23 protein-coding genes are annotated in these 24588 nt (G+C 75.9%); 17 read left to right on the plus strand and 6 right to left on the minus strand.

Annotation, left to right across the window (positions count from 1 at the left end; all coding sequences use genetic code 11):
* Positions 1 to 87 precede the first annotated feature (87 nt).
* Positions 88 to 1374, minus strand: coding sequence for an RNA polymerase sigma factor (locus IEV86_RS15840; protein ID WP_438501600.1), 1287 nt, complete (start codon positions 1372 to 1374; stop codon positions 88 to 90).
* The gene (locus IEV86_RS15845; protein WP_188484751.1) at positions 1371 to 1721 is read right to left on the minus strand and encodes a YciI family protein; all 351 of its coding nucleotides are present in this window, start codon (positions 1719 to 1721) and stop codon (positions 1371 to 1373) included. The genes IEV86_RS15840 and IEV86_RS15845 overlap by 4 nt, the downstream gene beginning before the upstream one ends.
* A 240-nt stretch (positions 1722 to 1961) precedes the next feature.
* Here IEV86_RS15845 and IEV86_RS15850 point away from each other — a divergent pair, with 240 nt between their 5' ends.
* The 7 genes from IEV86_RS15850 to bla all read left to right on the plus strand — a co-directional run bounded on the left by IEV86_RS15850 (position 1962) and on the right by bla (position 11843).
* On the plus strand, positions 1962 to 5387 hold the full coding sequence (locus tag IEV86_RS15850) for an EAL domain-containing protein (protein ID WP_052426176.1): 3426 nt from the start codon (positions 1962 to 1964) through the stop codon (positions 5385 to 5387).
* 212 nt (positions 5388 to 5599) lie between these two features.
* A complete protein-coding gene (locus tag IEV86_RS15855) occupies positions 5600 to 6451 on the plus strand; it encodes an HAD family hydrolase (protein ID WP_043606297.1) in 852 nt (283 codons plus the stop codon).
* Between the two features lie 68 nt (positions 6452 to 6519).
* Entirely contained in the window at positions 6520 to 7800 is a 1281-nt protein-coding gene (locus IEV86_RS15860; RefSeq protein ID WP_043606300.1) for a DUF4921 family protein, read from the plus strand.
* A 73-nt stretch (positions 7801 to 7873) separates the two neighbouring features.
* Entirely contained in the window at positions 7874 to 8233 is a 360-nt protein-coding gene (locus IEV86_RS15865) for a GerW family sporulation protein (RefSeq protein WP_043606303.1), read from the plus strand.
* Positions 8234 to 8357: 124 nt separating this feature from the next.
* Positions 8358 to 9815 carry a hemolysin family protein gene (locus tag IEV86_RS15870; protein ID WP_081978707.1) on the plus strand — a complete coding sequence of 486 codons (1458 nt, stop codon included), beginning with the start codon at positions 8358 to 8360 and terminating at the stop codon, positions 9813 to 9815.
* Positions 9808 to 10839 (plus strand): hemolysin family protein, encoded by a 1032-nt coding sequence (locus tag IEV86_RS15875; protein ID WP_043606306.1) that lies wholly within the window; start codon positions 9808 to 9810, stop codon positions 10837 to 10839. Before IEV86_RS15870 ends, IEV86_RS15875 begins: the two co-directional genes overlap by 8 nt.
* Positions 10836 to 11843 (plus strand): class A beta-lactamase, encoded by a 1008-nt coding sequence (bla, locus tag IEV86_RS15880; protein ID WP_188484752.1) that lies wholly within the window; start codon positions 10836 to 10838, stop codon positions 11841 to 11843. Before IEV86_RS15875 ends, bla begins: the two co-directional genes overlap by 4 nt.
* 25 nt (positions 11844 to 11868) lie before the next feature.
* Here the strand turns inward: bla and IEV86_RS15885 are convergent, their stop codons facing one another.
* Positions 11869 to 12957: a GTP-binding protein gene (locus IEV86_RS15885; RefSeq protein ID WP_043608844.1), complete on the minus strand. Its 1089-nt coding sequence runs from the start codon at positions 12955 to 12957 to the stop codon at positions 11869 to 11871.
* Between the two features lie 119 nt (positions 12958 to 13076).
* On the opposite strand from IEV86_RS15885, the gene rpmB reads away from it, so the two are divergent.
* The 10 genes from rpmB (at position 13077) to IEV86_RS15935 (ending at position 19477) form a co-directional block, all read left to right on the plus strand.
* Positions 13077 to 13313 carry a 50S ribosomal protein L28 gene (rpmB, locus tag IEV86_RS15890; protein ID WP_043608841.1) on the plus strand — a complete coding sequence of 79 codons (237 nt, stop codon included), beginning with the start codon at positions 13077 to 13079 and terminating at the stop codon, positions 13311 to 13313.
* Positions 13313 to 13483 (plus strand): 50S ribosomal protein L33, encoded by a 171-nt coding sequence (gene rpmG, locus IEV86_RS15895; RefSeq protein ID WP_043608838.1) that lies wholly within the window; start codon positions 13313 to 13315, stop codon positions 13481 to 13483. Before rpmB ends, rpmG begins: the two co-directional genes overlap by 1 nt.
* 1 nt (position 13484) lies before the next feature.
* Entirely contained in the window at positions 13485 to 13790 is a 306-nt protein-coding gene (gene rpsN, locus IEV86_RS15900) for a 30S ribosomal protein S14 (protein WP_043608835.1), read from the plus strand.
* A gap of 11 nt (positions 13791 to 13801) precedes the next feature.
* Entirely contained in the window at positions 13802 to 14062 is a 261-nt protein-coding gene (locus tag IEV86_RS15905; protein ID WP_043608833.1) for a type B 50S ribosomal protein L31, read from the plus strand.
* On the plus strand, positions 14059 to 14181 hold the full coding sequence (ykgO, locus tag IEV86_RS15910) for a type B 50S ribosomal protein L36 (RefSeq protein WP_043608831.1): 123 nt from the start codon (positions 14059 to 14061) through the stop codon (positions 14179 to 14181). The genes IEV86_RS15905 and ykgO overlap by 4 nt, the downstream gene beginning before the upstream one ends.
* The gene (rpmF, locus tag IEV86_RS15915) at positions 14181 to 14354 is read left to right on the plus strand and encodes a 50S ribosomal protein L32 (protein WP_043608828.1); all 174 of its coding nucleotides are present in this window, start codon (positions 14181 to 14183) and stop codon (positions 14352 to 14354) included. The genes ykgO and rpmF overlap by 1 nt, the downstream gene beginning before the upstream one ends.
* Before the next feature lie 61 nt (positions 14355 to 14415).
* Entirely contained in the window at positions 14416 to 14808 is a 393-nt protein-coding gene (locus tag IEV86_RS15920; protein ID WP_152605728.1) for a hypothetical protein, read from the plus strand.
* A gap of 331 nt (positions 14809 to 15139) precedes the next feature.
* The gene (locus tag IEV86_RS15925) at positions 15140 to 16270 is read left to right on the plus strand and encodes a DUF418 domain-containing protein (protein ID WP_052426467.1); all 1131 of its coding nucleotides are present in this window, start codon (positions 15140 to 15142) and stop codon (positions 16268 to 16270) included.
* Positions 16260 to 17975 carry a gamma-glutamyltransferase gene (locus IEV86_RS15930; protein WP_043608823.1) on the plus strand — a complete coding sequence of 572 codons (1716 nt, stop codon included), beginning with the start codon at positions 16260 to 16262 and terminating at the stop codon, positions 17973 to 17975. Before IEV86_RS15925 ends, IEV86_RS15930 begins: the two co-directional genes overlap by 11 nt.
* Before the next feature lie 104 nt (positions 17976 to 18079).
* Positions 18080 to 19477, plus strand: a complete 1398-nt coding sequence (locus tag IEV86_RS15935; RefSeq protein WP_043608821.1) for an FAD-binding oxidoreductase — start codon at positions 18080 to 18082, stop codon at positions 19475 to 19477.
* On the opposite strand, the gene IEV86_RS15940 is transcribed toward IEV86_RS15935, so the two are convergent.
* The 3 genes from IEV86_RS15940 to IEV86_RS15950 form a co-directional block, all read right to left on the minus strand.
* Positions 19452 to 21812 (minus strand): putative bifunctional diguanylate cyclase/phosphodiesterase, encoded by a 2361-nt coding sequence (locus IEV86_RS15940; protein WP_052426466.1) that lies wholly within the window; start codon positions 21810 to 21812, stop codon positions 19452 to 19454. The genes IEV86_RS15935 and IEV86_RS15940 overlap by 26 nt on opposite strands.
* 126 nt (positions 21813 to 21938) lie before the next feature.
* Positions 21939 to 23171 (minus strand): acyl-CoA dehydrogenase family protein, encoded by a 1233-nt coding sequence (locus IEV86_RS15945; protein ID WP_043608819.1) that lies wholly within the window; start codon positions 23169 to 23171, stop codon positions 21939 to 21941.
* A gap of 647 nt (positions 23172 to 23818) precedes the next feature.
* On the minus strand, positions 23819 to 24493 hold the full coding sequence (locus tag IEV86_RS15950) for a hypothetical protein (RefSeq protein ID WP_152605764.1): 675 nt from the start codon (positions 24491 to 24493) through the stop codon (positions 23819 to 23821).
* Positions 24494 to 24588: the final 95 nt, after the last annotated feature.

The following is a 24588-nucleotide window of genomic DNA, read 5'->3' on the forward strand; positions in this document are numbered from 1 at the left end:
CGCGCGCAGAGGCGCTCGCAACAGGCCACCCAGGCCACCGCCGGCCCGTCGGAGCGGGGAGGGCGCGCGCGGGTGGGCGCTGTGCGGTCAGGCCTGCCCGCGGGGTGCTCGCGCCGCGCCCAGGGCCCCCAGCCGGCCCGTCAGGAACGCGCGCTCGCGGTCGTTGCCGGTCCGCTCGATCGCCGCGGCGTAGGCGGCGGCCGCGTCGTCGTCGCGGCCCAGGCGCCGCAGCAGGTCGGCGCGGACGGCGTGCCACAGGTGGTTGCGCTCGAGCGGGATCGCGTCGACGAGCGCGAGCCCGGCGGCCGGACCGTCGACCTCCGCGACCGCGACGGCACGGTTGAGGGCGACGAACGGCGTGGGCGTCAGCGCGTGCAGGTGGTCGTACAGCGCGACGACCTGCGGCCAGTCCGTGCGGTCCGCCGACGGCGCGTCGGAGTGCACCGCCGCGATCGCCGCCTGCAGCTGGTACGGACCCGGCCTGCCCAGACGCAGGCAGCGCCGCACGAGCGTGCGCCCCTCCCACGCGAGCGCCTCGTCCCACCGGCTGCGGTCCTGGTCGGCGAGCAGCACGATCCGGCCGTCGTCGTCGGTCCGCGCGGGACGGCGCGACTCGGCCAGCAGCATCAGCGCGAGCAGGCCGAGCACCTCGGGCTCGTCGGGCATGAGCCGCGCCAGGAGCCGCCCGAGGCGCACGGCCTCCGTCGCGAGGTCGACCCGGCCGAGCTCGGGGCCTGCCGTCGCCGTGTGCCCCTCGGTGAAGACGACGTGGACGACGGCGAGCACGCCCGCGAGGCGGTCGGGCAGCTCGGCGGGCCCGGGCACGCGGTAGGGGATCCCCGCGTCGCGGATCTTCGCCTTGGCGCGCACGATGCGCTGCGCCGTCGTCGCCTCGGGGACGCCGAACGCGTGCGCGATCTCCGCCGTCGTGAGCCCGCCCAGCAGCCGGAGCGTCAGGGCGACGCGCGACGGCAGCGCGAGCGCGGGGTGGCACGCCGTGAAGACCAGGCGCAGGCGGTCGTCGGGCAGGTGCTCGTCGACGGGCAGCCCGGACATCACGACCTCCTCGGCGCTCGCGGTCACCGCGCCGCCGACCAGACCCTCGAGGACGGCGCGGTGCTCACGCACCCCGCGCGTGCCCTCGCGGCGCAGCCGGTCGACGGCGCGGCGTCGTGCCGTGGTCAGGACCCACCCGGCAGGGCTGGGCGGCAGGCCCGTGACCGGCCACGTGCGGGCCGCCTCGGCGAACGCCTCCTGCACGGCCTCCTCGGCGGCGTCGAGGTCGCGCAGGCTCCGCGCGAGCACCGACACGGCGCGGCCGTACTCGCGCCGGTAGACGTCGGCGACGTCGTCGGGGCCCGCGAGCACGGTCAGCGCCCCCCGTGCCGCACGGGTCGCACCTCGATCGGCAGTCCCGTCGCGCGGGTCAGGCGACGGCCCCACTCGAGCACCGCGTCGACGTCCTCGACGACGACCACCGAGAACCCGCCGAGGTGCTCCTTGGCCTCGACGTACGGGCCGTCGACGGTGAGGACCTCGTCGCCGTCGGACCGCAGGACGGTCGACGAGCCCGGGCCGTGCAGGCCGGCCGCGAACACCCACACGCCCTCGTCACGCATGTCCTGGTCGATGCGTCCCACCTCGACCATGACCGGCTCGAGGAGCTCCGGCGGCGGGGGAGGACCGACGGGCTCCCACAGGGACAGCACGTACTGGGTCATGGTGCACCTCCGGCTCCGGGGCGGCCCGGTGCCGCCCTCACCCACTCAGACGAATGGTCGCGGCGCGGATCGACACAGGGAAGGGCGGGCGGGGGTCGGCCGGGTGCGTGCCGACCCGCGGCCGACCTCTGCCCGCGCCCGGCCTCCGCACGCGGCCGACCTCTGCGCGCGGACGTCTCACGTCGTCACGGCAGCGGCCGATGGGACGGGGAAGCGGTCCTTCAAGCAGACGGAGGCACAGTGACGTCGTCCCCGACCCTGCTCGTGTTCTCCCCGAGCACGGGTGGGTACTACTTCGGGGCGCTCCTGCGCGGAGTCGCGCGCGAGCTCGCCTCGGTCGGTGGACGCGCCGTCGTCGTGCAGACGCTCGAGCCCGGCGCGCGTAGCGACGAGCAGGGCGAGGCGCCCGACTTCGCGCCGCGCGTCGCGTGGGACCACGCCGACGGCGTCCTGTCGATCACGTCGGCGGTCCGCGGCGAGTACCTGGCCCCGCTCGCGGCGCGCGACCTGCCCGTCGTCGTCGCGAGCGGCACGGCGGCGGGCGTCGTCGTCCCGACCGCCGCGCCCGACAACGCCGGCGGCACCACGGCCGCCGTCGAGCACCTCGCGCAGCACGGCCACACGCGGATCGGCTTCGTCGGCAACGTCGCGCAGCGTGACGTGCGCGACCGGTACGACGCGTACGTCCGCACGCTCGAGCGCCACGGGCTGCGGGCCGACCCCGCCCACCTCTTCGTCGCGCCGGACAACGGCACGTCCGGCGGGCGGGCCGCGGGCCACGCCTTCCTCGCCGCGGGTGAGCGACCGACCGCGCTCGTGGTCGCGACGGACCGGAACGCGCTCGGCCTCATGAGCGTCGTGCAGGCCGCGGGCGTGGACGTCCCGGGCGACGTCGCCGTCGTCGGCTTCGACGACATCGAGGCGTCGGACGTCTCCGCCCCGCCGCTGACCACCGTCTCGCAGCCCTTCGACGAGGTCGGCGCGCTCGCGACGCGGCTCGTGCTCGAGGGCGTCGGGGGCCGGCCGGTGCCCGCGACCCCGCACGTCGCGCCCGCGTCGCTCGTCGTGCGCGCGTCGTGCGGGTGCCGTCCGCGGTCCGACGGCGACGCGCGGACCCGTGCGGCCGACGACGACCTCGCGCAGGCCGGCGACGTCGCGCGAGCGGGGGACGCCGACCGGGCCCGGACGGCCGCCCTGGTGCTGCGTGCCGTGAGCAGCGGCGTCCCGGGGCGCGACGTCGACGCCGAGCGGCTCGTCGACGACGTCCTGCGCGTCGTGCACGCGCCGACGCCGGACGCCGCCGCCCTCCGGCGCCTGCTGCGCAGGCTGACCCCGCGCGCCGACGCGATGCGCGCCGTGACGCGTGTCCTCGAGCGCCACGTCCGCGCGACGCTCGACGCGCCGGCCGCGGCGACCCTGGTCGCCGGTCTGCGCGACCTCCAGGCGGGTGCCTTCCTGCAGCAGGCGGCGGAGGTCGAGCAGATGCTCGACGAGCAGGTCGCGGTCGACGCGGGCCTGCTGGACACGCGCGACCCCCGCTCGCTCAGCTGGCTGGCCGGGACCGGCGTCCGCGGCGCGGTGCTCGCGACCTGGGAGCGCGACCAGGAGCTCGTCGTCGCGGGGACGTACGACCCCGACGGCCGGCTCGCGGTGCAGGTCGGCGAGCCCGTGCCCGTCGAGCGGTTCCCTCCCGCGTCGCTCGTGCGGACCGCCGCACCCGACGAGCGCCTCGTGTGCTTCGTCGTACCCGTGCGGACGCGCGAGCGCGACTGGGGTCTGCTCGCGCTCGTGACGGAGATCGAGGCGACGTCGGCGCGCGAGACGTACCACCACTGGTCGGCGCTGCTCGCGTCGGCCCTCGAGCAGCAGGCGCTCCAGGCGGCGGCCCACGCGAGCGAGCAGCGACACGCGCTCGCCGCGGAGGCCGCGCGGGACGGGCTGTGGGAGGTCGACGTCGTGACCGGGGCCACGTACGTGTCCGAGCGCGGCCGCGAGCTGCTCGGGTTCACGCGCGACGAGCCCCTCGAGGCCGCGGCGTGGAAGCGCGGCGTGCACCCCGACGACCTGCCCGGCCTGCGCGCGGCGATCCGTGAGGTGATCGCGGTCCCCGGGGTCGCCGTCGAGCGCGAGTACCGCGTCACGCTGCCCGGCCAGACCGAGGCGCAGTGGCGGCTGGTCCGCGCGCTCGGGGTCGCGGACAGCACGGGCGCGTGCGCGCGGATGGTCGGCTCGCTGTCCGACGTCGACCCGCGCAAGCGGCTCGAGGAGCGGCTGCGGCTCGGCGCGCTCTACGACGAGGTCACCGGGCTGCCCAACCGTCGCCACCTGCTCGACCGGCTCGCGCAGGCCGTCGAGACGTCGCGCCGCCACCCCGACCGCGGCTACGCGGTCGTGTTCCTCGACCTCGACGGGTTCAAGCTCGTCAACGACTCCCTCGGGCACCTCGTCGGCGACCAGCTCCTCACCGTCGTCGCCGACCGCCTCCGTCGTCAGGTGCGCGCGGCCGACACCGCGGCGCGCTTCGGCGGCGACGAGTTCGCCGTCCTGCTCGCGGACCCGGTGCCCGACGAGGTGCTCGTCATCGCGCACCGCCTCCAGCGCGCGATCGCCGAGCCCGTCGTCCTCGCGGGCCAGGAGGTCACGGTCACGGCGAGCATCGGCATCACGACGTCCGACGTGGGCTACACCGACCCCGAGGACGTCCTGCGCGACGCCGACACCGCGATGTACGACGCCAAGGCGACCGAGCGCGGCACCGCCAGCGTCTTCGAGCGGGGCATGCACGTGCGTGCGACGGGCCGTCTCCAGGAGCGTGCCGAGCTGCGCCGCGCCCTCGTCGACGGGCAGTTCGTCGTGCACTACCAGCCCGTCGTCGCGCTCGGCGACGACGCGGCCCGGGCCGGGGGCGGCACGACGTCGGAGGAGCCCGCGGCGGCGTCGTCGGCGGAGGCGGTGGCGACGGGACGCGGGTCCGGGGTGTCGCACCTCGAGGCGCTCGTGCGCTGGCACCACCCCGAACGCGGTGTGCTGCTGCCCGCAGAGTTCCTCCCGGCGCTCGTCGACAACGGGTCCGTCGTGACCCTCGGCGAGCAGGTCCTCGAGCAGGTCTGCCGCCAGCTCGCGGAGTGGGAGCGGCAGGGCGCGACGCCGACGGTCGCGGTCAACCTCTCGCACGCGGAGTTCTGGGCCGCGGACCTGCCCGAGCGCGTCCGTGCGGTGCTGGACCGGCACGGCGTCGCCGCCGACCGGATCGTCCTCGAGGTGACCGAGGCCGTGATCATGAGCGACATGGGTGGTGCGCAACGGGTGGCCGGCGCGCTGCACGACCTCGGGGTCGCGCTGCACATCGACGACTTCGGTACGGGCCACTCGTCGCTGGCCGCGCTGCGCGACCTGCCCGTCGACGCGCTCAAGATCGACGGGTCGTTCATCCGCGGCATGGACGACGCCCGGACCGGCGAGCTCGTGCGGGTCGTCGTCGAGCTCGGGCGCGTGCTGGGTCTGGGCGTCGTCGCCGAGTGCGTCGAGACGGCCGACCAGGCGGCCGCGCTCGCGGCGATGGGCTGCGGCCGCGCGCAGGGCTGGTTCTACGGACGCGCCGAGCCGGGCGACGTCGTCGGCCCTCTGCTCGAGCGCACCGCTGCGCGGGAGCCCGCACGCGCCTGACCGCCCGCGCCCGGGCTCCCTTCCAGGCCCCGCGCGCGACGTCGAGATCAGAGTTGTGGTCGGCGCGTCGCGCGACACGCCGACCAGAACTCTGATCTCGACGGGGATGAGGGTGAGGGGCAGGGGCAGGGGGAGGGGGCGGGGCGCGCGGAGCAGGCCGAGTCCGAGCTGCGCCGGCTCGGCCTCGAGGACCCGGCGTAGGATCGGCCGCGATGACGACCGACCGCGTCCCCCCGCGCCGAGCGGTCTTCCTCGACGTGGACGGCACGTACGCCCACCACGGCGTCGTCCCGCCCGGGCACGCGGACGCCGTCCGAGCAGCACGGGCGGCCGGCCACCGCGTCCTTCTCTGCACCGGCCGCCCGCGCTCGATGCTCCCCCCGCGCATCCTCGAGGCCGGGTTCGACGGGCTCGTCGCGGGTGCGGGCGCCTACGTCGAGGTGGACGGCGAGGTGCTGGTCGACCAGCGGTTCCCCGCGGACGTCGCGGCACGTGTGCTCCGCACGCTCGACGAGCACGACGTCGCGTACCTGCTCGAGGCCCCCGAGGCGCTGCACGGCCTCCCGGGCGTCGACGTCCGGCTGCGCCGGCTGCTCGCGGGACGCCTCGGGCGGCGTGAGCACCGCCCCGCCGACCAGGACGGCCCCGTCGACATCCTCGCCGCGCTGCGCATGAGCGAGGACCTCACGACGACGCCGTTCGGCAAGGTCACCTACTTCGAGTCCCCGCTGCCCGGCCCCGCGCTGGTCGAGGCGATCGGCGCCGAGGTCGGCGTGCTCCCGAGCTCGGTCCCGGGCCTGGGCGAGTCGTCCGGGGAGATCTACCTGCGCGGCGTGCACAAGGCCGTCGGCATCGAGACGGTCGTCACGCACCTGGGCGTCGCACGCGAGGACGTCGTCGCCGTCGGGGACGGGCTCAACGACGTCGAGATGCTCGCGTGGGCCGGCGTCGGGGTCGCGATCGCGGGCGCGCACCCCGACGTGCTCGCCGTCGCGGACCGGGTCGCGCAGGGCCCGCAGGTCGAGGGCCTCGTCGCGGCGTTCGCCGAGCTCGGCCTCACCTGACCGCGGGGCGCCCGCCCGCGACGTCGGCCCTGGACCTCGGCCCTGGACCTCGGCCCTAGTGTGGGCGAGTGCGCGACGCCGCCCCCTCGCCGCTCGTCCGGCTCCCGGACGGCACGGTCAAGCAGACCTCGCCGCTGACCGGCACGGAGGTGTGGAGCGTGCCGCGACGAGCCCACCGTCCGATGTCCACGAGGGCGGAGTCGCCCCGTCCCCGCCCCGACCACGACCTCGTCGCGCACCGGTGCGCGTTCTGCCCGGGCCGCTACCTCGAGACGCCGCCGGAGAAGGCGCGCGTCGAGCGCGACGGCGACGCGTACGTCCTGCGCACCGGCCTGCTCGCGTCCGAGGTCACGGCGCGGGTCGCCGAGCTGCGCCGGTTCCCCAACCTGTACGAGATCGTCGGCGTCGACTTCTGGCGTGCGGACCACGGCTGGGTCGTGCCCGACCACGTCCGGGCGCGCGCCGCGGCGTACCTCGCCGAGCCCGAGGGCGCCGCGCACGTCGCCGCGATCCTCCGCCTGCGGGCCGCCGCGGCCGGCGCACCCGACGCGTGGGACGCGCTCGACGACGACGCGCGGGTCGACCGTGCCGCCGACCTCTTCGCGGGCACGCACGACGTCGTCGTCGCGCGGCGCCACCACGTGGACGGGGCCGAGCACGGCGACGAGCTCGCGGGCGCGGGGACCCTGACGCCCGACGAGCACGACCGGTTCGTGCGCTTCACGGTCGAGGCGGTCCGCTCCCTCTACGCCGAGCAGCCGCACGCGCGGTACGTCTCGGCGTTCCAGAACTGGCTGCGGCCCGCGGGGGCGTCGTTCGACCACCTGCACAAGCAGGTCGTCGCGATCGACGAGGTGGGGCCGCGCGTCGGCGGCCTGCTCGAGCGCCTGCGCGCCCAGCCCGACGTCGTGCGCCGCCGCGTCCTGGACCACGCGCGCGACGAGGGCCTCGTGGTCGCGCGGACGGATCGCGCCGTCGCGGTGGCCGCCGTCGGCCGGCCCTACCCGTCGTTCGAGGTGTGGTCGCTCGACGACGGCGCGCTGCCGTGGCAGCACGACGACGTGGCGCTGCGCGACATGGCGGACCTCCTGCACGCGGTGCACGCCGCGACCGGCCCGGCCGTGCCGAGCAACGAGGAGTGGTACCACCGGCCCCCGGACGCGGACGAGCGGCTGCCCTGGCACGTCGTCGTCGCACGGCGGGACGCGACCGCGGCCGGATTCGAGGCGTCGACCGGGATCCACGTCACGACCACGGACCCGCGCACGCTCCGCGACGCGGCGGTCACGCGCCTGCGCACCCTCCGCGACGAGGGCGAGGTCGCCCCGCTCACCCTGGGCGACGCGTGACCGCCCGCAGGCGGACTCGTCCTCCGTCGCGGAGGCGGGTGCCGCGGACGGGCGTGCGGAGCAGCATGGGGGGATGGACGCCTTCGACCCCGCCCGCGCCGTCGCCGACCTGCTCACCGTCCGCCGCGCGTTCGGCGAACCCGTCCGGGAGGGTGACGTGATGATCGTCCCCGTCGCCCGCGTCATGGGCGGCAGCGGCGGCGGGTCCGGCTCCGGGCCCGCGTCGACCGGGACGTCGGACGCCGCGACCCCCACGGGGTCCGGCGGCGGGCTGGGGATGCGGGTCCAGCCGCTCGGCGTGTACGTGATCAGCGGGTCGGAGGTGACGTGGCGCCCGGCGCTCGACCTCCAGCGCGTGATCGCCGGGGGCCAGGCAGTCGGGGCGCTCGCGCTCGTCGTCGCGCTCGTGGGGCTCCTGCGTGGCCGCCGCTGACCGTCCCGGCCGGTGGCGGCGGCGGTGACCGTCGACCACGTCGCCTAGATTGGCGTCGCATGAACTCGAACGGCCCGCGAACCGAGCCGCTCGACGCCCGCGCGTCCGCCCCTGAGGTGACGCGATGACCGTCGAGTGGCTGCTCCTCCTCCTCGTCCTGGTGCTCGTCGCCGCCAACGCCCTCTTCGTCGCGGCGGAGTTCGCGCTCGTCACGGTCGACCGGCCGACGATCACCCGGCTCGCCGAGTCCGGTGACAAGCGGGCCTCGTCCGTCCGGAGCGCGCTGCGGACGCTCTCGACGCAGCTCTCCGGCGCGCAGCTCGGGATCACGGTGACCAGCCTCGTGGTCGGCTTCATCGCCGAGCCGTCGATCGCGGCGCTCCTCCTCGGCCCGCTCGCGTCGACCGGCCTCGACCCCGACGCGGCCGCCCCCATCGCGTTCACCGCGGCCTTCCTCATCGCGACGGCGACGCAGATGGTGTTCGGCGAGCTGGTGCCCAAGAACTGGGCCATCGCCGAGCCCGTCCGGGTGGGCCGCGCGGTCGCGGGCGCGCAGCGCGGGTTCACGTGGGCGAGCGGTCCGCTGCTGGCCGTGCTCAACGGGACCGCGAACCGCATCGTGCGCATGCTCGGGATCGAGCCCCAGGAGGAGCTCGCGTCGGCCCGGTCGGCGCAGGAGCTCAGCGCCCTCGCCGAGCGCTCGGCCCGCGAGGGCTCCCTCGACGCGGAGGCCGCTCGCCGCCTGAGCCACTCGGTCGAGCTCGCCGAGCGCACGGCCGCCGACGCCATGACGCCGCGCCCTCGCGTGCGCTTCGTCGACGCGACCGACCCCGTCGACGTCGTGCTCGAGCTCGCCGCCCGGACGGGCCACGCCCGGTTCCCGGTGCTCGGCGAGGGCGTCGACGACGTCGTCGGCGTCGTGCACTTCAAGCACGCGCTCGCCGTCCCCAAGGCGGAGCGCGGGACGCGCACCCTCGGGCAGATCGCGCGTCCGGTGTCGGCCGTCCCGTCCGCGATGCCGCTCGACGTCGTGCTCGAGGAGCTGCGGGGTGGCCTGCAGCTCGCCGTCGTGGTCGACGAGTACGGCGGGACCGACGGGATCATCACGCTCGAGGACCTCGTCGAGGAGATCGTGGGGGAGATCCAGGACGAGCAGGACCGCCCGCTCGGCCGGTTCCGGCAGGTCGGCGCGAGCTCGTGGTCGCTCAGCGGGCTGCTGCGGCCCGACGAGGCCGGTGAGCTCACGGGGGTCGAGCTGCCCGAGGGGAGGGACGCGGACACCCTGGGCGGTCTGGTGACCGAGGTGCTCGAGCGGTTCCCCGAGGTCGACGACGACGTCGTGCTCGACGCGCGCGACACGAGGCACCCCGACGACCTGGGGATCCCGGCCGCCGTCACCGCGCGGTTGAAGGTGACGCGCGTCGACGGGCGCCGGGTCGACCGGCTCCTGCTGACCGTGGACGACGACGGCCCCGTCGGCCGACCCGGCCCACCCCCGGAGTCCCGGCCGGCCGCCGACGACGCCGGCGCCGACGACGCCGGCGACGCGTCCCGCCCCGCCCCGGGAGGCACGGATGTCTGACGTCACCGCGCTGTGGATCGCCGTCCTGCTCCTGCTCGGCAACGCGTTCTTCGTGGGCGCGGAGTTCGCGCTCATCTCCGCGCGCCGCACCCAGATCGAGCCGCGTGCCGCGGCAGGTTCCCGTGCGGCACGCGTGACGATCCGCGCCATGGAGCGTGTGTCGCTCATGATGGCCGGCGCCCAGCTGGGCATCACGATGTGCTCGCTCGGCCTCGGGGCCATCGCGGAGCCCGCCGTCGCGCACCTGCTCGAGATCCCGCTCGCGGCGGTCGGCGTCGAGGGTGCGCTCCTGCACACCGTCGCGTTCGTCATCGCGCTGTCGATCGTGGTGTTCCTGCACATGGTGCTCGGCGAGATGGTCCCCAAGAACATCGCCATCGCGGGGCCGGAGCGGTCGGCGCTGGTCCTGGGACCGCCCCTGTACCTCGTGGTCCTCGTGCTCAAGCCGCTCGTGCTGCTCCTGAACTGGATCGCGAACGGTGTGCTCCGTGCGCTCCGCGTCACGCCCAAGGAGGAGGTGTCGTCGGTCTTCACGGCCGACGAGGTGTCGTCGTTCGTCGCCCAGTCGCGCGACGAGGGCCTGCTCGACGAGGCGCACCACGACGTCATCGCGGGCGCGCTCAGCATCAGCACCGAGACCGTCTCGGGCGTGACGGTGCCGCTCGCCGAGCTCGAGACGCTGCCGCTCGGCGCGACGCCGTCGGACGCCGAGGAGGCGTGCGTCCGCACCGGGTTCTCGCGGTTCCCGGTCGTCGGTCCGGACGGTGGGCTCCACGGGTACGTCCACCTCAAGGACCTGATCATGGTGTCGCCCGAGGAGCACACCGCGCCGCTCGCCCGGCGTCACGTGCGGCCGCTCGCGCGCATCCCCGCCGACGCGACGCTCGACGCCGCGCTCGCCGCGATGCAGTCGCGCGGAAGCCACGTGGCGCTCGTCACCCGCGGCGACGAGGTCGTGGGTGCCGCGATGCTCGAGGACGTCGTCGAGCGCCTGGTCGGCGAGGTCGTGGACGCAGGTCGGTGACTCCGGCGCGCCGCGGCCCGGGATGCGTCGCCGGTCGCGGCCGCCTCGGGGCGCTCGTCGCCTCGGCGCTGCTCGCCGCCGGGTGTGCCGCCGGGTCCGGCGGCGACGGGGCGGCCGGGGCGCCCTCGACGCACGCGCCCTCCTCGTCACCCGCCGGACCCGTCGACGCGTCGCCCACGCCGGCCCCGTCGTCGCCCGCCCCGTCGCCCGACCCCTCGGCCGCTGCCGCGCTCGCCGCACTCGAGGCGGCGCACTCCGCGCGGCTCGGAATGTTCGCGGTCGACACGGCCAGCGGTCTGACCGTCGAGCACCGGGCGGACGAGCGGTTCGGCTACGCCTCGACGCACAAGGCGCTCTCCGTCGCCGCGCTCCTCGCTGAGCTGGCACCGGCCGAGCTCGACGCGGTGGTCCGGTGGACGGCCGACGACGTCGTCGCGCACTCGCCGGTCACGCAGGAGCGGACCGGGACGGGCATGACGTGGCGCGAGCTCGGCGCCGCCGCGGTCACGCACAGCGACAACACCGCTGCCAACCTCGTGCTCGACCGGCTCGGTGGCCCTGCGGGCTTCGAGCGGGCGCTGCGCGACCTGGGTGACGACGTGACGTCCGCCGACCGGGTCGAGGCCGCGCTGAACGAGGTCGCGCCCGGGGACGCACGCGACACGACGACGCCCCGGGCGCTCGCGGCCGGCCTGCGCTCCTACCTGCTCGACGGTGCGCTGACGCCGGAGGACGCGCACCTGCTCCTCGGCTGGATGCGCGACTCGACCACCGGTGCGGGCCTCGTCCGGGCCGGCGTGCCGGCCGGCTGGGACGTGGCCGACAAGTCGGGCGGCGGGTCGTACGGCATCCGCAACGACGTCGCCGTCGTCCGCCCGCCCGGCGGGGAGCCCGTCGTGATCGCGGTCATGACAGCGAAGGACGAGCGGGCGGCGGAGGGCGACGACGCGCTCGTGGCCCGCGCGACGGAGGTCGTCGTCCAGCACCTGGGCCTCACGGGCTGACCACGGGCGGGCACCGCGAGCCTCGTCAGGCGGGGTGGCGGTCGCCGAGCCACGGCGCGAGCACGTCGGCGCTGCCGAGCCACGGAGCGAGGCCGACCCGCCACTCGTCCTCGGTGACGAGCGCGTCCTCGAAGGCCTCGCGCAGAAGCTCCTGCTGGTCGCCGGTGCCGGTGATCACGAGCCTCGTGCGCGGTACGTGCCGCCCCCACTCGCCCATCCCGCCGATGCTCAGCTGCCCGCCCGAGCCGTCCCAGACGCACACCGAGTCGGGCCGCGTGGGGACCCAGAAGACGCCCCGCCCGCGGACCGGGCCCGCGCCGAGGTCCTCGATGCGGTCGAGCAGCCGCTCGGGGTGGAAGGGGCGGTCGGAGTGCAGGTCCAGCGTCCACACGCCGTTGTCGCCGGGCGTCCGCGCGGGAGCGGCCCGGCGGGGGTCGGTTCGGCGCTCACCGGCGAGCGGGTCGTGCCGGTGCGCGAGGAGCGCACCGACGTCCAGCCGGTCGAGCCCGTCGACGCGCTCGGAGTCGGCCGCGCGGACGTGGTCGACCAGGTCGGACGCGACCGGCGGCACGTCGCCCGCGACCACGACGACGTCGGCGTGGCCGAGCTGCGCCGCGAGCGCCTCGCCGACCGCGCGCCGGTCGTCGTCGGTCAGGGCGAGGTCGCGCTCGGCGAGGAGGGCGTCGCCGAGGAGGTCCTCCTCGAAGCCCGCTCCGTCGACGGCCGCGACGACGGCGGCGAGCCGCAGGCGCGCGAGGCGCCCCCCGCGGGTCTCGGCGGCGAGCGTGCGTGCGGCGGGCAGCGACTCGGCCGAGACCGGCAGCGCGAGCAGGACCGCGGCGCTGCCCTGGGCGGCGAGACGGCGCAGGGTCGGCACGGCGTCCTCGCGGACCGCGCAGCTCGTGCACGGGTGCTCGAGCGGTACCACGACGTCCTCGACGATCCCGTCGGCCGTCATGACGAGGCGGCGGATGCCTCCGCCGTTCTCGGTCTCGACGATGTCGTGGCGGACGGCGACGGTCCCCGGGGCGTCGAGGAGGACGTTCATGACGACCGCGTCGCGCAGCACGGGGTCGACCGTCGCGAGGACGGACAGGGGGACGGGAGCCGGCACGTTTCTGCCTCCTTCGTGGTGGGTGGTCGGCGCCAGCGTAACGCTTGACGGGAATGATTCTCATTCCTAGTGTTGCTCGCGCGCTGCGCCGGTCGCACCGCCCTCCCGGAAGGAGCCCTATGTCCGCCAGGTGCCAGGTGCTCGGCACTGTCCCCGGCTTCGGCCACTCGATCTCGCACTCCCACGTCCGCACCAGGCGCCGCTTCGACCCCAACGTGCAGCGCAGGCGCTACTGGGTGCCCTCCCTCGGCCGGCACGTCCGCCTCACGGTGAGCGCGCGCGGCATCCGCACGATCGACCGCCGCGGGATCGACGCCGTGGTGGCCGAGATGCTCGCGCGCGGGGAGCGGATCTGATGGCGGGCCGGCAGCAGGCGCTGCGCCCCGTCGTGAAGCTCAGGTCGACCGCAGGGACGGGCTTCACGTACGTGACCCGCAAGAACCGCCGCAACGACCCCGAGCGGCTCGTGCTGAAGAAGTACGACCCGGTCGTCCGGCGGCACGTCGACTTCCGTGAGGAGCGCTGAGATGGCGAAGAAGAGCAAGATCGCCCGGAACGAGCAGCGGAGGGTCGTCGTCGAGCGGTACGCGCAGCGGCGGCGCGAGCTCAAGGCCGCGTCGGTCGACCCGCACCGGACGGCGGACGAGCGGACCGCCGCGATGGCCGCGCTCCACGCGCTGCCGCGCGACGCGAGCCCGACGCGCGTGCGCAACCGCGACGTCGCCGACGGGCGCCCGCGTGGCTTCCTCCGCGCGTTCGGGCTGTCCCGCATCCGCATGCGGCAGATGGCCCACCGCGGCGAGCTGCCGGGCGTCACCACGTCCAGCTGGTAGGAGGAACGCACGTGAAGCAGGGCATCCACCCGGACTACCACCCGGTCGTCTTCCGCGACCCCTCGGCGGGTTTCGCCATCCTCACCCGCTCGACCGTCACGTCCACGACGACGGTCGAGTGGGAGGACGGGAGCACGTACCCGGTGGTCGACGTCGACGTCTCGTCCGCGTCGCACCCGTTCTACACGGGTCGGACGCGCGTGCTCGACACGGCCGGCCGCGTCGAGAAGTTCCGGCGGCGGTACGGACGACCGGTCGAGGAGGAGCGGTGAAGGTCCGCGCCTCCCTCGCGTCCCTCAAGAAGAAGGAGGGCTCGATCGTCGTCCGCCGGCGCGGCCGGACGTTCGTCATCAACAAGAAGAACCCACGCTGGAAGGCGAGGCAGGGCTGATGGCCGTCCCGAAGCGGCGCTCGTCGCGCAGTCGCACCAGGTCCCGCCGCGCGCAGTGGAAGGCCCAGGCGCCGGAGCTGGTGACCGTGCGGCTGGACGGCAGGGACGTGCGCGTCCCGCGTCGGCTCCTGCGCGGCATCGAGCGCGGTCTCGTCGACGCCGACGCGCTCTGACGCCGTCCGGTCTCGCGCCGTCCGGGTCGGGCGACGCGACCGGCCGGGCGCACACTGGGTCATGGGTACGGCGAGGGTCCTGCGGGTGCTGGGCGTACTGGTGACCGTCGCGGTCGCCGGTGCGGTGGTGGCCACGTCGGGGCGGGACGCCGGGTGGTTCGTCGTGCCGCTCGTGGGCGTGCCCCTCGTCGCGGCGGCGGGCGTGCTGGTCGTGACGCTACGACGGTCCGGTGCGGCCGGCGCGACCTGGTCGGCGGCCGTCGTCGTGCTCGGCTGGGCGCTCGTCACCGGGCTCGGGACGGGCGGCTGGTTCGCGGCGCCGGGCCTCGTCCTGCTCGCGGCCGCCGTCGCGACCTCGTCCGGGCCGTCCACGGGGTCCTCCGCGTCCGCCGGGCGTCCTCGCCCGGCTCGGCGCCCGGCGTCGAGGCCGGGGTCGCCGTCGACCACCGGCTGACCACGCCGCGGCTCCGGGAGGACGCCGCCGAGGGGCGTCCAGCGGGGTGTCCGGAGGGGACCCCGTCCGGGCCGCCCCACGTGGCCGACGCGCGCGGTCCGGGGCGCGACGGCACACTCGGTACGGTCCGACCCCGCCGACCGACGAGGAGCCGTGCCCGACGCCGACCGGTCCACCGAGCCCTGGGTGCGCGCCTGAGCCGGGTCCGTCCGCCGGACCGGTTGGCGGCTCGTGCCCGCGGTCCGGGCCGGCCGCGCGTCCCGCCCGCGCGCGTACCGCCGTCCGCGCGGCACCGCAGCCCTCGAGCGAACCCGTCCCGGAGGACCCGTCCATGCCGCTCCACCCCGCGCACGCACCCCCGCGTCGCCTCCTCGGGATCGACGCGGCGCGCGGCATCGCGCTCCTCGGGATGATCGTCGTCAACGTCGGTCCCGTCGAGGGTGAAGGTGCGCTGCACCGGCTGTACCTCCTGCCCTACGGGCGGGCGTCGGTCCTGTTCGTCGTCATCGCCGGCATCGGGATGGGGTTCATGCTCCGGTCCCGACGGGGCGAGCGGCGCCGCTGGCCGACCGTCGCGTGGCGGGCCGGCCTGCTCCTGGTGGGCGGTCTCGCGCTGCAGCTGGTCACCGACGACGTGAGCGTGATCCTGCCCGTGTACGGCGTCCTGTTCCTCCTCGCGCTCGTGCTGCAACGGGCACCGACGTCCCTCCTGCTCGGCCTCGCGCTCACGATGACGCTGGTCGGTCCGGTCCTCTACGTGGGCCACGTCGTCCTCGAGGGCGGGGAGCACCTCACCGAGCCCCTCGAGCTCGGCGACCCGGTGGGCACCGTGCTGCACGGGCTGGTGCTCTCGGGCCGCTACCCCCTCGTGACGTGGTGCGTGCCGTTCCTCGTGGGCCTGTGGCTCGCCCGGCTCGACCTGCGGGACGCCGACGTCCTCCGGCGGATGATGCTGTGGGGCGGCCTGCTGGCGGTCGCCGGGTTCGCGCTCAGCCAGGTCTCACGCAGCGCTCTCGGACGCGAGGCCGACGTCGGCCTCGGCCGGCTCCTCACGGGCGCCGCGCACGGGCAGATGCCCCTGTGGCTCGTGAGCAGCGTCGCGGGCGCCGTCTTCGTCGTGGGACTCATGGTCGTGGTCGCGCCACGCGTCCCGCGGCTCGCCGCGCCCCTCGCGGACGCGGGCGGCCTCGCGCTGACGCTGTACGTCCTGCACGTGCTCGTGCTCGCGGCGGTCAAGCCGCCCGACGGGTTCACCCTCGCGCAGGGGATGGCCGTGAGCCTCGCGCTGTCCGTCTCCTTCCTCGTCGCCGCCGTCGGCTGGCGTCGACTCGTCGGGACCGGACCGCTGGAGGTCCTCCTGCGCGCCTCCTGGTTCCGTCCGCCCCCCACCCGGGCCGCCGCCCCCGCGGCGGTCGCGCATCCCCTCACCGACCCCGGAGGAGCTCCGACGCATGAGACGTGACCGACGCAGCGACGACCGACGCAGCGACGTGACGACCCGCGCGGGCGGCGCGCGGGCGATCCGCGCGGCCGTGGCGGCCGGGGCTGCGCTGTCGCTCCTCGCGTGCAGCCCGGGCGCCGCGGGCCCGGAGCCGACGACGGCGACGAGGGCACCCGACCAGGCCCCGACCGCCACGCCCACGCCCACCCCCACACCCCCTGCGGCTCTGGGCGCCTACGGCGTCAGCGCGGGTCACCCGCTCGCGAGCCGGGCGGGGATGGCGATGCTGGAGCAGGGCGGCACCGCGGTGGACGCCGCCGTCGCCGCCGCGTTCGCCGACGCGGTCATGCAGCCCGCGTCGTCGGGCATCGGCGGCGGGGGTGCGTCGATCGTCGTGACGGGCGACACGGTCCTCAACTACGACTACCGGGAGGTCGTGAACCGGTCCGGGTCCGTCCCGGCCTCGGGTGTCGGCGTGCCCGGGTTCGTCAAGGGGATGGCCGAGCTGCACGCGGAGCACGGGGTGCTCGAGTGGGCGACGCTGCTGGGCCCCGCCATCGAGATCGCGGAGGACGGGGGACCCGTGTCGGGGTACCTCGCGCGGACGATCGGCAGCGACCTGGGGCGTGCGGTCACCTCGGGCCTCGCGCACTTCACGCGCGACGACGGGTCCCCGCTGCAGGAGGGCGACCTCCTGGTCCAGGGCGACCTCGCGGCCACGATGAGGACGCTCGCGCAGGAGGGGCCCGACGCGTTCTACCGCGGGTCGCTCGTCCCGGCGCTCGCCGCCGTCCCCGGCATCGACGCCGAGTCGCTCGCCGCCTACACCGTGCAGACGTCCGCCCCGGCGCGCGGCCCCGTCGGGGAGTACACGATGCTCTCGGGAGCCCCGGCGCTGCCGGGGGCCGCGATCATCCAGATGGTGCAGATCGCTGAGGCGAGCGGGATCGCCGACGTCGACCCGGCGTCGGCCGACTTCGTCGAGATCCAGTCCCGTGCGTGGCAGGTCGCCGACGACTCGGTGCAGCGGTTCTTCGGTGACCCCGACTTCGTCGACGTGCCCGTCGAGCAGCTGACCGACCCGGCGGCCAACGCCGCGATCGCGGCGGGTCTCGGGGACGCGGCCCCCACCGCGGCGGGACCCGCCTACGAGGGAGCCGCCAACACGACCCACATCTCGGTGGTCGACGCCGACGGGACCGCGGTCTCGATGACCAACACGATCACCAACTACTGGGGCTCGGGTCAGTACGTCGCCGGGTTCTTCATGAACGACCAGCTCGAGCGCTTCGGCGACATCGGCGTGGCGGGCACCAACGCCCCCGAGCCGGGCCGGAGGTCCGTGACGTGGAGCTCGCCGTCGATGCTCCTCGACGACGAGGGTCGTCCGGTCCTGGTGGTGGGCACCCCGGGTGGGCGGCAGATCCCCAACACCACCGCCCAGGTCGTCACGCTCTGGGCGCTGCACGGGCAGGACCTCGCCACCGCCGTGGCGGCCGAGCGCTTCATGCTCACCGACGGCCGGATGCGGCTCGAGACCGACCGCCTCCGCGGTGAGCTCCAGGCACGCGGCTACGCGGTGCGCGTCACGTTGCCCGAGTACCGCGCCAACTACGGCTCGGTGCAGGCGCTCGAGGTGGACTGGGACGCGCGGACGGTCGAGGGTGTCGCCGACACGCGCCGGTCGGCCGGGTTCGAGACGGCCGCCGGCGACCCGGGGCGCTGAGGGCCCCACCGCCCGGGGCGCGGGGCCGACCCGTGCTCCCGGATGCCTTGACCCCTCACCGGTGCGGTCCTAGCGTCCGAGATGTCCGACTCCCGGAGGCTCCCATGAGCGCCGCCGTCACCGCCGACGACCTGCACGACCTCCGTACCCGTGTGGCGGGTCGCGTGACCGGCCCGGACGACGCGGGCTACGACGCGGCGCGGGCGATCTGGAACGCGATGGTCGACCGGCGTCCCGCCGTCGTCGTGCGCGCGGCGGGCCCCGGGGACGTCGCACCCACCGTGGCGTTCGCGCGCCGACGGGGCCTCGACCTCGCGGTCCGGGGTGGCGGGCACAACGTCGCCGGCAACGGGACGGTCGAGGGCGGCGTGGTGCTCGACCTCGCCGACCTGCACCGCGTCGACGTGGACCCGGGTGCGCGCACGGTGCGGGTCGAGGCAGGGGCGACGCTCGCGCACGTGGACGCGGCGACCACGCCGCACGGTCTCGCCGTCCCCCTGGGCGTCGTCTCGGGCACCGGGGTAGCCGGGCTGACGCTGGGCGGGGGAGTCGGCTGGCTGACCCGTGCGCACGGGCTGACGGCGGACGCCGTGGTCGCGGTCGAGCTCGTCACGGTCGACGGGGAGACCGTCACGGCCGACGCGGACCACCGCCCTGACCTCTTCTGGGCGCTGCGCGGCGGCGGCGGGAACTTCGGCGTCGTCACCGCGTTCACGTTCCGTGCGCACCCGCTCGGTCCCGAGGTCCTCGCGGGGAACCTCGTCTACGGCGTCGACAGGTGGCGCGACGCGTGGACAGCGCTGCGCACGTGGACGAGCGACCTGCCGGACGAGATGACGACGATCACCACGACCCTCTCGCCGCCCCCGGTGCTCGAGGCGGGAGACGAGCCCCTGCTGGTCGTCGGCCTGGCCTGGGCCTCGCCCGACCGGGCGAGCGGTGCGGCGCTCGTGGACCGGCTGCGTCGGCTCGCGCCGCCCGACGTCGACGACGAGGTCGGGGACGTCGACTGGCGCGCCTGGCAGTCGGCGTTCGACCCGGTGTTCCCCCAGGGCGTGCGCGCGTACTGGCGCAACACGTCGTTCGACGCGCTCGACGACGACGTCGTCGACGTGCTCGTGCGGCGGGGAGGCGAGCAGCGCTGGGTCGGCACCGCGTTCGACGTGCACCACATGGGCGGCGCGTTCGGCCGGGTCCCGCAGGCCGCGACGCCCTTCCCGCGGCGGTCCGCGGGGTTCTGGCTCAACATCTACGGCTTCTGGTCCGACGCCGCCGACGACGACGAGCGCGTCGCGTTCGTGCGCGGCATGTCCGACGACATGGCACCGTTCGCGTCGGGTGGGCGGTACGTGAACTTCGAGGGGCGCCAGCCACCGGGTCACCGGCCGGTCGACCTGCGCGCGGTGTACGGCGAGGCCGCCTACTCCCGGCTCGTCGACGTCAAGCGCCGCTACGACCCCGAGAACGTCCTGCGCGTCAACACGAACGTCCCGCCGGGCTGAGCCCGCCGTCGGTCGCTGCCCCCTCGGCCGGCGGCCTCCACGCCTGGTCCCCGCCCGGCTGCCCTGCCAGCAGCCGCGCGACGTCCTCGGCGGGCATCGGCCGCGCGAGGTGGAAGCCCTGGAGCCGGTCGCAGCCCGCGTCGCGCAGCGCCGCGAGCTGCTCGGCGGTCTCGACGCCCTCGGCGACGACGGACAGGCCGAGCGCGCGCGCCATCGCGAGGATCGCGGTCACGAGCGGGCCGCAGTCGCCGTCCGACCCGATCGTCCGGACGAACGACCGGTCGATCTTGAGCTCGGAGACCGGCAGCACGCGCAGCCGCGCGAGGGCCGAGTGACCCGTGCCGAAGTCGTCGATGGACAGGTGGACGCCGAGGGCGCCCAGCTCGCCGAGCACCGCGCCGACCGCCGGGTCCTCGGCCATGAAGAGGCTCTCGGTGACCTCGAGCGTGAGCAGGGACGGCGCGAGTCCGCTCGTCGCGAGCGCGTCGGCGACCACCTCGACGAACCCGTCCGCCTGCAGCTGGCGCACGGAGACGTTGACCGACATGGCCACGTCGACGCCGTGGTCGTGCGCGAACGCCACGGCCTGACGGCATGCCGTGCGCAGGACCCACTCGCCGATGACGAGGATCGTGCCGCTCGCCTCGGCGACCGGGATGAATCGTCCCGGGGGGACCGTGCCCCACGACGGGTGCTCCCAGCGGACGAGCGCCTCGAGACCCGCGACCGAGCCCGTGCGCGCGTCGACGACGGGCTGGTACTCGAGCCGGAGCTCCTCGCGGCGCGCGGCGTGACGGAGGTGGTTCTCCAGGCGCAGGCGCTCCTGCGCCTGACGCAGCAGGTCCTCGCGGTACACCTGCACGGTGCCCTTGCCCGCGGCCTTGGCGGCGTACATCGCCAGGTCCGCGCTGCGCAGCAGCGACGTCGCGTCGGTGCCGGCGGTGCTCGTGCTGATCCCGATGCTCGTCGTCGTCCGCAGCGCGAGCCCCAGCACGTGGAAGTCGCGTGCGAACGCCGCCAGGACGCGCTCGGCCAGCTCGGCCGCGGCGGCCTCGTCGGCGCCGGGCAGGATGACGGTGAACTCGTCGCCGCCGAGGCGCGTCACGGTGCCGGCCTCGCCGACGACGTCGCCCAGACGGGCCGCGGCGGCTGCGAGGAGCGCGTCGCCGGTCTCGTGGCCGAGCGAGTCGTTGACGAACTTGAAGTCGTCGAGGTCGAGCATGATCACCGCGAGCCGCGCGCGCGTGCCCGCGGCGGTGGCCTCCTCGTGCAGCTCGGCCACGCGGCGCAGGAACAGCGCGCGGTTGCCGAGGCCCGTCAGCGGGTCCTCGAACGCCATGCGGCGCATCTGGCGCAGCGCCGTCTGCAGCCGGTCCGCGAGCCGGCGCTGCTCGCCCAGGTCGCCCGTCAGCAGCAGGAAGCGCAGCGACACGAGGCACGACGTGACGATCGCGACCGTGACGAGGAGCGTCGCGCTGCCCGGGTGCCGCGCGATGAGCACGAGCGGGACGACCGTCGCGGCGAGCAGGAGGGCGTGGCGGACGTAGCGGCCGGCCGGGGCGGGCGGCGTCGTCGGCGCCTCGTCGTCGCGGCGCAGGAGTCCGGTCAGCGCGGGGTGCGCGGCCAGCGCGGCGAACGCCGTGTAGGAGAGCATCCACGTGGCGGTCAGCGGGCCGGTCGGGTCGAACGTGCCCTGCACGATCTGGAGCCCGTACACCGCGTCGGCCGCGGCCTCGACCGTGATCCACACCAGCAGCAGCGCGCCCGCGGGCGTGCGCAGCATCCGCCCCGAGACAGCCAGGCGCGCGACGAGCGCGAGGAGCAGCAGGTTCGCGGCCGGGTACATGAGGGTGACGGCCCGCTCGACCGGGCTCGTCGCGGACGCGACCGCCGGACCGATGAGGACGACCCAGATCACGGCGGTCGCCGACGTCGTCACGATGAGGGAGTCCGTCAGCGCGAGCCGGCTCTCGACGCGCCCGTCGTGCGACGACGCCCGCAGGACCGCGACGAGGAACACCCCGTACAGGACGAACGCGGCGAGGAAGACGCCGTCGACCACGGACGGGTACGGCAGCTCGTGGCCGAGCGCGACGGGAGCGCCGAACCAGGCGGTCATCGCGACCGCGTAGAGCGCGACGCCCGTCCAGAGTGCCTGCAGGAGGGTGCGTGCGCGTCCGGACGCGGCGCGGACCTGCGGCCCGAGCAGCGCGACCGTGGCGACGAACGGCACGAGGAACGCGGCGACCTGCAGCCCGCTGCCCGGGCGGGCGAGCAGGAAGGTGACGACGGCCGCGAACCCGCCCACGAGGACGGCGACGACGCGCGGGGTCAACGCGGTCCACCCCCAGGGGTTCGGCTGCTGCGACGGGCGCGCCGGCGCAGGACGCGACGGCGGCGTACGTCCCATCGGCCGCGGGCGGCGGGAGTTGACCTCCCGCCGCCCGCGCGAGCGGGTGACTCAGACGCGGACGGGCTGCGACCCCGCGCCGGACGACGCGGCGTCGGCCGGTGCCTGGACGCCGATGCCCCACACGAAGACCGGCTCGGTGCCGTTGACCGCGTGGTCGCCGACGACCTTGGCCTTGAGGGTCCACGGGTTGTGGGTCGCGACCGTCCGGGCGTTGCGCCAGTGACGGTCGAGCGCCTTGGCCGTGCTCGTCGACGACGCGCCGAGGGCGTCGAAGATGGACCCGACGGCCTGCGGCACGAGCGTGCTGAGCACGACCTGCGCCTGGGCCGTCTCGAGCTCCGTCCGCACGTTCACCGCGTGCTCGGCGTCGGCGTCGAGGTCCCGCGCGGCGTACGCGGCGTCGATCGCGTCCGCTGCCCGCAGCGCCGTCGCGGTCGCGACGTAGGCGACCGACCCGATCTGCCCCACGGTCGCGAGCGCCTGCGGGTCGTGCCGCACGAGGGTCGCGTTGTTGTGCGTGAACGCCCGGGTGCGGCTCCGGACCTGGTCGGCGGCGTCGCGCGCCGCGGCGTGCGCGATCCCCGCGAGCGTCGCGAGGTGGAAGTGCTGGTAGAGCGCGGTCTGGTAGCGGAACCGGCTCTCGAACTCGAAGACCGCGTCGGGCTCGACGCGCGCCCCGTCGAAGATCGTCGTGCCGGTCCCGGTGAGACGCTGCCCGAACCCGTCCCAGTCGTCGAGGATCGTCACGCCGTCCTGCCGTGCGCGGACGATGACCGCGACGTCCGACCCGTCGGGCCGCTTGGCGACCGCGTCGATCCAGTCCGCGAAGATCGAGCCCGTCGTGTAGAACTTGCGGCCCGTGAGCGTGAGGTCGTCGCCCGAGCCGTCGAGCACGGTGGCCACGCCACCCGCACCCGGCTCGGTCCACGCGTTGCCGGCGAGCTCACCGGCCGCGAACCGACGCAGCCACGCGCTCCGGTCCTCGCGGGGGTGGTGGTACAGCTGGTCCTCGACGAGCGCGAAGTGACCGCGCAGCGCCTGGACGACGTTGCTGTCGGCCGTCGCGAGGTCGACGAGCAGGCGCGTGAGCTCGGCCCACGTCAGCCCGTCGCCGCCGAGCTCGACGGGGATGCGGGCCGCGCCGAAGCCCGCGGCGCGGAGCCACTCGACCTGCTCGAACGGCAGGGTGCGGGTGAGCTCGGCGTCGACGGCTCGGGCCGCGATGCGCTCGAGGACGGGGCGGTACTTCTCGACGGCGGCGTCGTAGCGGGTGCCGGTCATGGGGAACCTCCGGGATGCGTGATGGACGGGTCTGGGTGGTGGTGCGGGGTCGGGGCCTCCGGCAAGAGGCCGTGGGTGGACGGGACGGTGGTCGTCGTCGGTGTCCGCGGCGGGTCGCGGCCGACGACGGTGGGACCGGGCTCTGGTGGGAGCGGGTTCCGGTCCGGGTGGGCTCCGGCCGGGGTGGGCTCCGGTCCGGGCAGGGGCCGGCCCGATGTGCTCCGCCTGGGCGGGCGCGGCCGCACGACGGGGCGGGCCGCACGACGGGGCGGGCCGCACGACGGGGCGGGCCGCACGACGGGGCGGGCCGAGCGCCGGCTCGTGCCGAGCGCGGAGCGGGGGTGGCCCGGCGCGGTCGACGCGCGGGACCTCCCGGGACCCGGGAGGGGTCAGCGGCGGGGCGCCGTGACCTGCCCGGGGCTGCACATTCGCGTGCCGGCGGCGTCGCGCGGCACGTGCGGCAGGTGGCGGGTCATGTCCGGGAGGATGGCAGCCGTCTCACCGACCGCCAAGACGCGTCCCGGTGCGTGGGACGACGACGGCCGGCCGGTCCTCGTCGGACCGGCCGGCCGTGGTGGCGGCGCGGGGTGCCGCCCTGAGCGCCGGCGATCTGGCCGGCGCCGGGCGGGTCCTCACACCCGGGCGGGTCAGGCGTCCGAGCCGCGCCCGTTGCCGTTGCCGCCGCCCGTGCGGACGCCCATCCCCATGCCGTTGCCCCTGCCGTTCGAGGTGCCGTCGCCCATGCGCACCCCGCCGACGGCCTCCTGGTCGACGAGCGCGGTGAAGCGCTCGGTGAGCTGCGCGGCCCGCTCGTCGGCCTCCTCCTGCGTGAGACGGCCCTCCTCGACGGCCGCCGCGAGGTGCTCGGTCGCGGCCGCGACGAGCGCGGCGACCAGCGCGTCCTCGTCGACCCCCTGCGCCTGGGCGACCGACGCGAGCGTCGCGCCGTCCTCCGCGAGCGCGGTGCGCAGATCGTCGGTGGTGAGACCGAGCGTCTCCGCGGCGACGTCGAGCGCGAGCCCGCGCGCGTGGCCGAGCCCCAGCCCGCGCGAGTGGCCGAAGCCGGGGCCCATCCCCCCGCCCCGCCCGGGAGCGAGCGCCGCCGACCCGTCGAGGGTCTCCGCGACGCGGTCCGCCTGCTCGTCCGTGAGCGTCCCGTCGTCGACGAGGTCCGCGAGCGCGTCGCGGATCGCCTCGACGCGACCCGTCGTCGTGCTGCTGCCGTCGTCCTCGGCGGCCGACGCGGCGGCCGCGAGGCCGAGCCCCGCGACGCCCATCGTCCCCGCGACCCCGGCTGCCACGAGCTTCCTGCTGATCCTCATGGTCGTCTCCTCCTCGTGGCCGGACCTGCGTCGGACCTGCCGATGGGACCACTGTGCTCCCACTGCCTGGGACCACGCTGTGACGACCCTCTGAG

Source organism: Cellulomonas carbonis, from assembly GCF_014636275.1.
Taxonomy (GTDB): domain Bacteria; phylum Actinomycetota; class Actinomycetes; order Actinomycetales; family Cellulomonadaceae; genus Actinotalea; species Actinotalea carbonis.

Excerpts from the sequence above, each read along its gene's own strand:
- IEV86_RS15855 (WP_043606297.1), top strand. The coding sequence starts at position 5,600 with ATGACGACCGACCGCGTCCCCCCGCGCCGAGCGGTCTTCCTCGACGTG.
- rpmB (WP_043608841.1), top strand. The coding sequence starts at position 13,077 with ATGTCCGCCAGGTGCCAGGTGCTCGGCACTGTCCCCGGCTTCGGCCAC.
- IEV86_RS15865 (WP_043606303.1), top strand. The coding sequence starts at position 7,874 with ATGGACGCCTTCGACCCCGCCCGCGCCGTCGCCGACCTGCTCACCGTC.
- rpmF (WP_043608828.1), top strand. The coding sequence starts at position 14,181 with ATGGCCGTCCCGAAGCGGCGCTCGTCGCGCAGTCGCACCAGGTCCCGC.
- IEV86_RS15930 (WP_043608823.1), top strand. The coding sequence starts at position 16,260 with ATGAGACGTGACCGACGCAGCGACGACCGACGCAGCGACGTGACGACC.
- IEV86_RS15945 (WP_043608819.1), bottom strand. The coding sequence starts at position 23,171 with ATGACCGGCACCCGCTACGACGCCGCCGTCGAGAAGTACCGCCCCGTC.
- IEV86_RS15935 (WP_043608821.1), top strand. The coding sequence starts at position 18,080 with ATGAGCGCCGCCGTCACCGCCGACGACCTGCACGACCTCCGTACCCGT.
- IEV86_RS15925 (WP_052426467.1), top strand. The coding sequence starts at position 15,140 with ATGCCGCTCCACCCCGCGCACGCACCCCCGCGTCGCCTCCTCGGGATC.
- rpmG (WP_043608838.1), top strand. The coding sequence starts at position 13,313 with ATGGCGGGCCGGCAGCAGGCGCTGCGCCCCGTCGTGAAGCTCAGGTCG.
- IEV86_RS15920 (WP_152605728.1), top strand. The coding sequence starts at position 14,416 with ATGGGTACGGCGAGGGTCCTGCGGGTGCTGGGCGTACTGGTGACCGTC.
- IEV86_RS15845 (WP_188484751.1), bottom strand. The coding sequence starts at position 1,721 with ATGACCCAGTACGTGCTGTCCCTGTGGGAGCCCGTCGGTCCTCCCCCG.
- IEV86_RS15875 (WP_043606306.1), top strand. The coding sequence starts at position 9,808 with ATGTCTGACGTCACCGCGCTGTGGATCGCCGTCCTGCTCCTGCTCGGC.
- rpsN (WP_043608835.1), top strand. The coding sequence starts at position 13,485 with ATGGCGAAGAAGAGCAAGATCGCCCGGAACGAGCAGCGGAGGGTCGTC.
- IEV86_RS15950 (WP_152605764.1), bottom strand. The coding sequence starts at position 24,493 with ATGAGGATCAGCAGGAAGCTCGTGGCAGCCGGGGTCGCGGGGACGATG.
- IEV86_RS15870 (WP_081978707.1), top strand. The coding sequence starts at position 8,358 with ATGACCGTCGAGTGGCTGCTCCTCCTCCTCGTCCTGGTGCTCGTCGCC.